Origin of the sequence: Sporolactobacillus sp. THM19-2, assembly GCF_004153195.1 — a bacterium.
Lineage (GTDB): Bacteria > Bacillota > Bacilli > Bacillales > Sporolactobacillaceae > Sporolactobacillus.
On record NZ_SEMC01000036.1, the window covers coordinates 1 to 8369 of the forward strand.

Here is an 8369-nt window from a genome sequence, read left to right on the forward strand (position 1 = left end):
GTTACCGGTTTTGAGGGGTCGCCCGACCCCGGGTGATTTTCAGTCTGGCGGTCATAGCGAAGAGGTCACACCCGTTCCCATCCCGAACACGGTCGTTAAGCTCTTCTGTGCCGATGGTAGTGGGGGGCTGTCCCCCTGTGAGAGTAGGTCACTGCCAGGCAAATGATAAATGACAGGAAACCATCAGAAATGATGGCGACCTGTTTATATTTATATGATTTTTATTAATGAGACCACTTCCATGGTAAGGAAAGGTTCATTATAATATACATAGTCCATATTTATTGTTCCACAGTAGCTCAGCGGTAGAGCAATCGGCTGTTAACCGATTGGTCGCAGGTTCGAACCCTGCCTGTGGAGCCAATGCTTCCATAGCTCAGTTCGGTAGAGCACTTCCATGGTAAGGAAGGGGTCGCTGGTTCAAGTCCAGTTGGAAGCTTAAACAAAAAACGTGATAACAGCGGGGTTTATCGGGTGTCCGGTATCCCGCTGTTTTTATGTGAAAATGGGTTTGGGGGCAGATTTGGCTGCAGATTTGAAAAATAATATGAAAAAAAGCATGAAAACAGCCGGTAAGGATGATTCCCTTGTCGGCTTCTTTTAATGGCTTTCTTTTTCTTTGAACGTGTCGAACATGCTGGCTACGTCTCGAATAAACGCAAAATTTGATTTAGCCCCCCAAATTGGGGGTGACATGCTATAATCAACACAGGCAATAGATGAAGCATATGAGCGGATGCGGTGATGCCCTCTGAAAGGGGGTGAAGCCGATGACAGTATTTCAAGCATTAACATTGATGATTAGTTTTGCAGTGCTGGTGCTGATGCTGTCAAATAAAAAGAAATGATCCGCTTCATATGCCATTCGCAGTGGCTTTGATTGAAGCGGATCATTTTCTGTATGAATCTCTTTGATTAAAAGCGCCGTTCCGCTCTGTGCGGATGTTGCCATTCCGTCAGTGTTCACGCACTGGCGGTTTTATTTTATGTTCCCTGTGCCTTTATTATACCCGGTAACGTGTAAAAGATGCAATGGGCGGGACTGCACCGCTCAAATTTGAGCCGAGTTGACTGTCCAAAATTGGAGATCCGCCGGGCGGGGGGGGGGGTTAAAGTGGCTGCAGAAATGAGGCGTAAATTATACTGTGAAATAACCTTTTTTTAAGATGACATCTAAAACTCCATTTTGCACTCGGTTCCCGAGGTTATTTGACCAATTACGCCGTCATATGGATTAGCCACCTCTAATGGTCGCCAATATCCCTTTACTTTTGAATATGATATAACATTGTCATACTTCCCAACTGTAAGAACTCCAGCTTCATTCAATTTATTTCTAAGTGGAACGATAAAGGTTTCAGGAATAAGCACTTCTACTTTGTAAAATTTAAAATCCATTCTTCAGTCACCTCTCCATCTGTTTCGCAGTTTTCGACAACTACGTAACAGTCTATTTCCGTTAATTATAGAGCAGTAGAGAATTTTTTATCATGAAATCTGTGGTTGACTAAACGTTTGATAGACATCTTCATACAGTTAAATTAATTCCAGCCACTCAGTACTTCTTTTACTGACACATAAGATTGTTTTTCGCTTCACAACCATATCCTCTAATTTCATGTTTTGAACAGTGCGAGACATTTGTTATATTGTAGCCTTCAATTGAAGGTCTTTTTTTATTTTAACTGTAATATAATCATTTTTGCATATCCAAATTTCCTCAGAATAAATCGTTGGAAATGGAAAGAGGTGTACTTATGGGATATACGGATAACTACGAAAGGGATGCATATGGGATAGTAGCCTTCTGGTTGCGAAGTAATTTAGAGCATGGTCAATTTTTTGACAGGGAAATAAGTCATCATGAATTGGAATTAGCACGTGCAAATCAGAGTATGGTTCAGAGTTTGGGAGGGATATGGCAGAGGGCGGAAGAGAAACAGGGGGATTTGGGTATTTTAATTAATGAATCGCAACAAGCGATAAGTGAATTTCGTCATTTCCTTATGCTTGGCATGAATAAGGCTTTACACTGTGACTTGATTGTTTCAACGCCAGTAGCACTTATGGATCATATGATACGAGAAGCCGAGGAGTCCCAGAAAGTATTTGGGTTAATACAAAGTGGCGGTCAAGTGTTTGTAGCGGATTCGGTCATCCATGAAAGTACGTTTTGGTTGAGACAAATGGCTGATCATCTTGCTTTTGTTCAGCATTATTTAGATCCAACAAATTATGACCTGCAAGATAAGGTAAGGGGAATGACACAAAAGTTTGAGCGACTTTTTCTTCAGGCAAACGCACTCAGAACAATAGTACGAAAACCACGCACTGAGATGCTGCCAGTTTTAAATACTTTCAGGCAAATAGTCATTAATGAAGCAAGGGATTTAGAAGCATTTAAATTAGAATTAGATGCTCTGATCAAGCAGTGCGCGGCTATTACTACTGCACCGCGAAACATATTGGAACATGTTGCCAGAGAAGCCCACCACCTATGGAGAAATTTAGAGGAAGGAATTATCGCATAACTCCGCTTCGGAGATTGTTAATCGTTCAGACAGCTAAAAAAAATGGACGCCATCCCTTCCGATATCTCAAGTACCTTTTTTGAACAGCTCATCCCAATAGGGACTTGAAGGATTCGGAGCTCGTGGATCAGATGCTTCCCTGGTCATCCACACTCCCCGAGACGTGTAAAATTCCTAATAACCTCAAATCAACTCATTAACATGGCTAAAGAGAAAATTAAGTAGCTATTCCCGCTATCAACCTAATCAGTAATAATACTCACTGCACACGTGTGTGTTATTTTTCCTGATCAACATCCCTGTAAATAACATCACTGGTTTTGATGCCACGATTACTTTACACTATTTTCTGTTGTGTTCACCAGGGAAGTAGTCCAGGATACATAACCCGTTTCTAACAGGATATATTCGGTTTTTACTTCCATGGTAAGGAAGGGGTCGCTGGCTCAAGTCCAGTTGGAAGCTTTCTCATAAAACGTTGATGCATCAAGGCTTTTAATCGAGGGCTGACCTTGATGCATCTTTTCATTATGCTGTCTGGTGACCAAATTGGTGACCATGTCTGATAAAAACGATAAGCTCACCTAAATGGAGTGAAATGCTATAATCAACACAGGCAATAGATGAAGCATATGAGCGGATGCGGTGACACCCTCTTGAAAGGGGGTGGGGCCCATGACAGTATTTCAAGCGATCACACTGATGATCAGTTTTGGTGCGCTCGTCCTGATGCTGTCAGATAAAAAGAAATAATCCGTCTCATATGCTCTTGCAGGAGCTGAGACGGACGGTTGAAAAGCTGTTAAGTTAAAGCACTGCATCCGCTCTTATCGCGGATATTGCCATTCCGTCAGTGTTGACGCACTGGCGGTTTTATTTTATGTTCCCTGCGCATTTATTATACCCGGTAAGGTGTAAAAGATGCAATGGGCGGGACCGCACCGCTCACATTTGAGCCGAATTGACTGTCCAAAATTAGAGAGCCGGCAGATCCGCCGAGTGAAGGGTTAAAACGGGGGCAGATTTGAAAAATAATGATGAAAAAGGGCCTAGAAACAGACGGTTAGGCTGATTTTCCTGTTGGCTTCTTTTCCTTCTTCACCTTGAACGGGTCCCCCTTAGGTTGTTTACACCAGTTCAAAATTGAGCACATTAATCCATTCCCCAAAATTGGGTAGTGACATGCTATAATCAACACAGGCGATAGATGAAGCATATGAGCGGATGCGGTGACACCCTCTTGAAAGGGGGTGAAGCCGATGACAGTATTTCAAGCGATCACACTAATGATTAGTTTTGGCGTGCTCGTCCTTATGCTGTCAGACAGAAAGAAATAATCCGTTTCATATGCCATTTGCGGTGGCTGAAACGGATCACTCTGTAAAATATTCGTTTAGCGCTGCATCCGCTCTTATCGCGGATATTGCTATTCCGTCAGTGTTCACGCACTGACGATTTTATTTTATGTTCCCTATGATTTTATTATACCCGGTAAGGTGTAAAAGATGCAATGGGCGGGACTGTACCGCTCAAATTTGAACCGAGTTGACTGTCCAAAATTGGAGAGTCAGATCTACCCAGTGAAGGCTTAAAGCAGGGGCAGATTTAAAAAATAACACGAAAAAAAGTATACAAACAGCCAGTAAGGATGATTCCCTGTCGGCTTCTTTTTAACTTTTTCTTTCTTCACCTTGAACGTCCCCCAATTGGGTAGTGACATGCTATAATCAACACAGGCGATAGATGAAGCATATGTGCGGACCGCGACGCCCTTATAGATTGGGGGTGAAGCCGATGACAGTATTTCAAGCGATCACACTGATGATTAGTTTTGGTGTGCTCGTCCTCATGCTGTCAGATAGAAAAAAGAAATGATCCTTCATATGCCATTCGCAGTGGCGATAATTGAAGCAGACCATTCATGTTCATGTGTTTAATTCTTATTGCGCTGTTCCGCTCTATGCGGATATTGCCATTCCGTCAGCGTTGACGCACTGGCGATTTTATTTTATGTTCCCTGTGATCTTATTATACCCGTATCCTGAAGAAGAATGCAACGGGCAGAAGGTGTATACCGCTTAATCCCGCGATAAATGGTCGTATAGCTAATCTTCCAAAGAGATGATCCCGTTTCATCCGCTGGTCAGTTTGCTCAGGAGACCATTGCTGATCGAGAATCAACCGTTGTACCCGGTCATGAAGTGCCCGATTGGCTAGCAGGGACTGCGGATGACAGTCCTTCCGTCGGGTACGGTAGCTCGCTTCGCCATGGACCGACGAGTACGCGCCATCACGCTGCTGATTACGTTTCAGCTTGCGGCTGATCGTAGCTGGTGATCGGCCCGGCAAGGCTGCGATTGAGTGTATGGATTTGCCTGAAATGACATGTTTCAGTGTGCTTCCCGTTCAAATGGATGAAGATGGTGAAAGTGACTTATCGTTGTTCACCTGCTTTCGATAGTTTTCTCAAATCTGTACAGGAAGGCTCAGCGATGAGTCATTATATTTTCTAAGTGTAAATTCAAGGCTTATAAAAAAATGTGGCTAAAAAAAGACTTTTCAGTAAAGACTTGACGAATGATAAAATGAATTTTAAGTTTTAGTAAAGGGGTTGATTTCTATGCAAACTATCGAGGATATAAAAAAATCGGGAACACCAGCAGTGAGAGACTACGTGAGTGAGGTGTTTGAAACGGTAAAACACCGCAACCCTTTTGAACATGAATTTCATCAGGCTGTTGAGGAAGTTTTCAACTCCCTCGTGCCTGTTTTGGAAAAACATCCAAAATATATGGAGCAAGGCATTTTAGAAAGAATTGTGGAACCGGAAAGAGCGATTTCTTTCCGCGTCCCCTGGGTAGATGATAGAGGTAAAGTTCAAGTAAATCGAGGGTTCCGCGTTCAATTTAACAGTGCAATTGGACCATATAAAGGCGGACTTCGCTTCCACCCATCTGTAAATTCCAGCATTGTTAAATTTCTAGGCTTTGAGCAAATTTTAAAAAATTCCTTAACCGGTCAACCAATTGGTGGCGCTAAAGGCGGCTCTGACTTTGATCCCAAGGGTAAATCTGATGGTGAAATCATGCGTTTTTGCCAGGCCTTTATGCAAGAGCTATATCGTCATATCGGACCTGATGTCGATGTTCCGGCAGGAGATATCGGCGTAGGGGGCAGAGAAATTGGTTTCCTGTTTGGTATGTACAAGAAGCTTCGCGGCAATAATGAACCGGGCGTACTTACCGGTAAGGGACTTACTTACGGCGGAAGCCTGGCAAGAACTGAAGCAACCGGCTATGGTGTTATTTATTTTGTTGAAGAAATGCTGAAGGATAAGGGTCTAAGCTTCAAAGGAAGTACCGTCGTTGTCTCCGGATCAGGAAATGTTGCCATTTATGCCATTGAAAAAGCGCAACAGCTCGGCGCTAAAGTTGTTGCCTGCAGTGATTCTAATGGTTATATCTATGATGAAAACGGCTTAAATGTTGAAACGATTAAGCAAATTAAAGAGGTTGAGCGTAAGAGAATTTACGAATACGTCAATGATCATCCACAAGCACAATACTTTGAAGGGAGCTCAGGCATTTGGTCCATTTCATGTGACATTGCCCTTCCTTGTGCAACACAAAATGAAATTGATGTAAACTCTGCACAAACCCTGGTATCAAATGGGGTTAAGGCAATTGGTGAAGGGGCTAACATGCCGTCCACTCTTGAAGCAGTGAATGTCTTCTTAAACAGTGGAGTACTATTTGCACCGGCGAAAGCTGCAAATGCCGGCGGTGTTGCGGTTTCAGCTCTGGAAATGGCTCAAAACAGTGCAAGACTGTCCTGGTCATTTGAAAAAGTTGACAGCAAGCTGCATGAAATTATGGTTAACATTTACCGTAACAGCGTAAAGGCTGCTGAAGAATACGGATACCCCGGCAACTTAGTAGTTGGAGCAAATATCGCCGGATTTACAAAAGTAGCTGATGCGATGGTTGCACAAGGTTTAATTTAATCAATCTTCTAAAAAAATCTCCTGAAAGGGAGATTTTTTTTATGTTCATCATTGCCTCTTACGTTTTTCTATCTTGAATGGTAATACAAACGATGGTTCACATCACGGAGGAAGTATCACGCGCCTGGCGAGTTCACATTTTTATCTTCTTGTTTCATTAGTTAGTGGATGCTGAATCAGACTGGTAAAAATCAGTCTTTTCCCCTATTTTGTAGCTAATCGTCAGGTACGTATCCTTGATTTTTATGACAAGTAAAAGGGCCAAAGAAAAAAGGCGTAAGACCGTATCGATATTCGCTATCGTGATCCCCATATCAATGGTGACTGCAATTGTTTCAGCGGTTTTGGCGCGTACTAAACCAGGACCGCACTTTTGCTTGATAAAAGCAAAACGACGTTCAATTTCCCCTCGACGATTTTCAGCGTCACGTGCTGCTGCGTTGTCGGCGCGTCGTTGCTTTTCATCAACGTTCTTGGGCTTGCGCCCGAGTTTGGGTCCGATAATCGCAATGCCTCGCTCTTTGGCAAACGCGATGTTTTCACGATTGCGGTACAGTTTGTCGGCTAACACTTCGTCAGGGTAATGATCGTGCTGTTCTTTATAGCGCTCAATGGCCTTTTGAAAGTCGGTACTTTCATTAAATGCGTTGAAATCGACCCGTTCGATTTCGATGATCCCGTCTTGAATCGAGGCATCAATTTTCGGACCAGACTCAGTGTTTTGTTTCGCCTTGCCGTGCTTGATTGGGCGCACGTATGGCTGGGACAGACTGACAATCCGATGATCCACTCGATGGGTCTTATTTCGGTACATGTACTCCTGCTGCGTAAACAGCTGCTGGATCGTGGTCAGTCGGCTGCGTTGTCTCTCTGTCAATTCACCGCCTTTTGCGCGCAGCTCTTCGACATAACGCAAGTCACGTCGCACGTATTGCAGTTGTGCTTTGACTTGGTGGCGCGTTTCTTTAGCTGTGCGACGGGACTTCTTGGTGAAGGTGACATACGCTTTATGTGCTTCCCGTTTGTACGTCCGTGGCATGGGGACGTGGAGCTGATGAGCCAGTTCCGTAATCATCTTTTCAAGGAAGGTGCGGGCCTGATTGAGTAATGAATGGTCCTTTGGAAAGCGAATGTTGACTGGCGTGACCGTGGCATCAAGGATCGTCGTCCGGTCGCTGCCCACGCTGCCTTGAAGCCGGTCTTTACACCAGGCGCCCATGATTTGACGCAACTGGGTACTGATGGGGGCGATCCGTTTCCGAAAATGTGTAAGGGCAGAAGGGTCAAAGGGTCGGCTGACCACGTACGTGGGACAACCGATGAAGTACTGATAAGCAGGCGTATCCCGAATGGCCTTGACCAAATCAGCATCGGAAAGGCCCGTGGACTGTTTAATGAGCTGGGCGCCAAACAGAAGCCGAAAGGGTTTGCACGCTCGGCCACGTGAAGACGGAAAAAGGACACGATAAACATCCTCCATCCGGGTCCACGGCAACTGATCCGCGAGCTGAACCCATTTATTTTCCGGGCTTAAGGAGACACCCAGTTCCTGACCGAAAGACTCTTTTGAAAGTTGAACCGTTTTTATCCGATAAACCATTCCAAGTACTCCATCTATTGAAAAATGCACAGAAAATCGCATCACAGTGCGTTATTTCATACATTTATTATTAGCCGAGAACACTCGTGACTTCAGTCATGAGATGAATCGGCGTATCTTTTCAATACTGTAATCACTAAATTGTTAAATGATCTGTTTTGTTCTTCGGCTATTTGTTCCAACTCTTTCTTTAAGTCTTTCTCAATGGTCAATAGTGTTCTTGTTTTGTTACTTG

Annotated in this window: 8 protein-coding genes, 2 tRNA genes and 1 rRNA gene; 8 read left to right on the forward strand and 3 right to left on the reverse strand. The window is 43.8% G+C overall.

All coding sequences use genetic code 11. The annotated features are described in order from the left end of the window. Positions 1–43 precede the first annotated feature (43 nt). The 3 genes from rrf to EWH91_RS14125 all read left to right on the forward strand — a co-directional run bounded on the left by rrf (position 44) and on the right by EWH91_RS14125 (position 439). A 5S ribosomal RNA gene (gene rrf, locus EWH91_RS14115) occupies positions 44–160 on the forward strand. Between the two features lie 128 nt (positions 161–288). Continuing rightward, positions 289–363: transfer RNA gene (locus EWH91_RS14120), tRNA-Asn, on the forward strand. A gap of 2 nt (positions 364–365) precedes the next feature. Further along, positions 366–439, forward strand: a tRNA-Thr gene (locus EWH91_RS14125). A gap of 342 nt (positions 440–781) precedes the next feature. Here the strand turns inward: EWH91_RS14125 and EWH91_RS15185 are convergent. Continuing rightward, positions 782–952: a hypothetical protein gene (locus EWH91_RS15185; RefSeq protein ID WP_165364342.1), complete on the reverse strand. Its 171-nt coding sequence runs from the start codon at positions 950–952 to the stop codon at positions 782–784. Between the two features lie 221 nt (positions 953–1173). Further along, positions 1174–1398, reverse strand: a complete 225-nt coding sequence (locus EWH91_RS14130) for a YqfO family protein (RefSeq protein WP_129930877.1) — start codon at positions 1396–1398, stop codon at positions 1174–1176. A 359-nt stretch (positions 1399–1757) separates the two neighbouring features. On the opposite strand from EWH91_RS14130, the gene EWH91_RS14135 reads away from it, so the two are divergent. The 5 genes from EWH91_RS14135 to gdhA all read left to right on the forward strand — a co-directional run bounded on the left by EWH91_RS14135 (position 1758) and on the right by gdhA (position 6534). Continuing rightward, positions 1758–2531: a DUF2935 domain-containing protein gene (locus EWH91_RS14135; protein ID WP_129930879.1), complete on the forward strand. Its 774-nt coding sequence runs from the start codon at positions 1758–1760 to the stop codon at positions 2529–2531. A 675-nt stretch (positions 2532–3206) separates the two neighbouring features. Then, positions 3207–3284, forward strand: a complete 78-nt coding sequence (locus EWH91_RS15100) for a putative holin-like toxin (protein WP_369122703.1) — start codon at positions 3207–3209, stop codon at positions 3282–3284. Positions 3285–3790: 506 nt separating this feature from the next. Further along, positions 3791–3868: a putative holin-like toxin gene (locus EWH91_RS15105; RefSeq protein ID WP_353949366.1), complete on the forward strand. Its 78-nt coding sequence runs from the start codon at positions 3791–3793 to the stop codon at positions 3866–3868. Between the two features lie 457 nt (positions 3869–4325). Next, positions 4326–4406: a putative holin-like toxin gene (locus EWH91_RS15110; protein ID WP_369122704.1), complete on the forward strand. Its 81-nt coding sequence runs from the start codon at positions 4326–4328 to the stop codon at positions 4404–4406. A gap of 745 nt (positions 4407–5151) precedes the next feature. Then, entirely contained in the window at positions 5152–6534 is a 1383-nt protein-coding gene (gdhA, locus tag EWH91_RS14140; protein ID WP_129930881.1) for an NADP-specific glutamate dehydrogenase, read from the forward strand. Between the two features lie 157 nt (positions 6535–6691). On the opposite strand, the gene EWH91_RS14145 is transcribed toward gdhA, so the two are convergent. Further along, on the reverse strand, positions 6692–8134 hold the full coding sequence (locus EWH91_RS14145; RefSeq protein WP_129930883.1) for an IS5 family transposase: 1443 nt from the start codon (positions 8132–8134) through the stop codon (positions 6692–6694). Between the last annotated feature and the right edge of the window lie 235 nt (positions 8135–8369).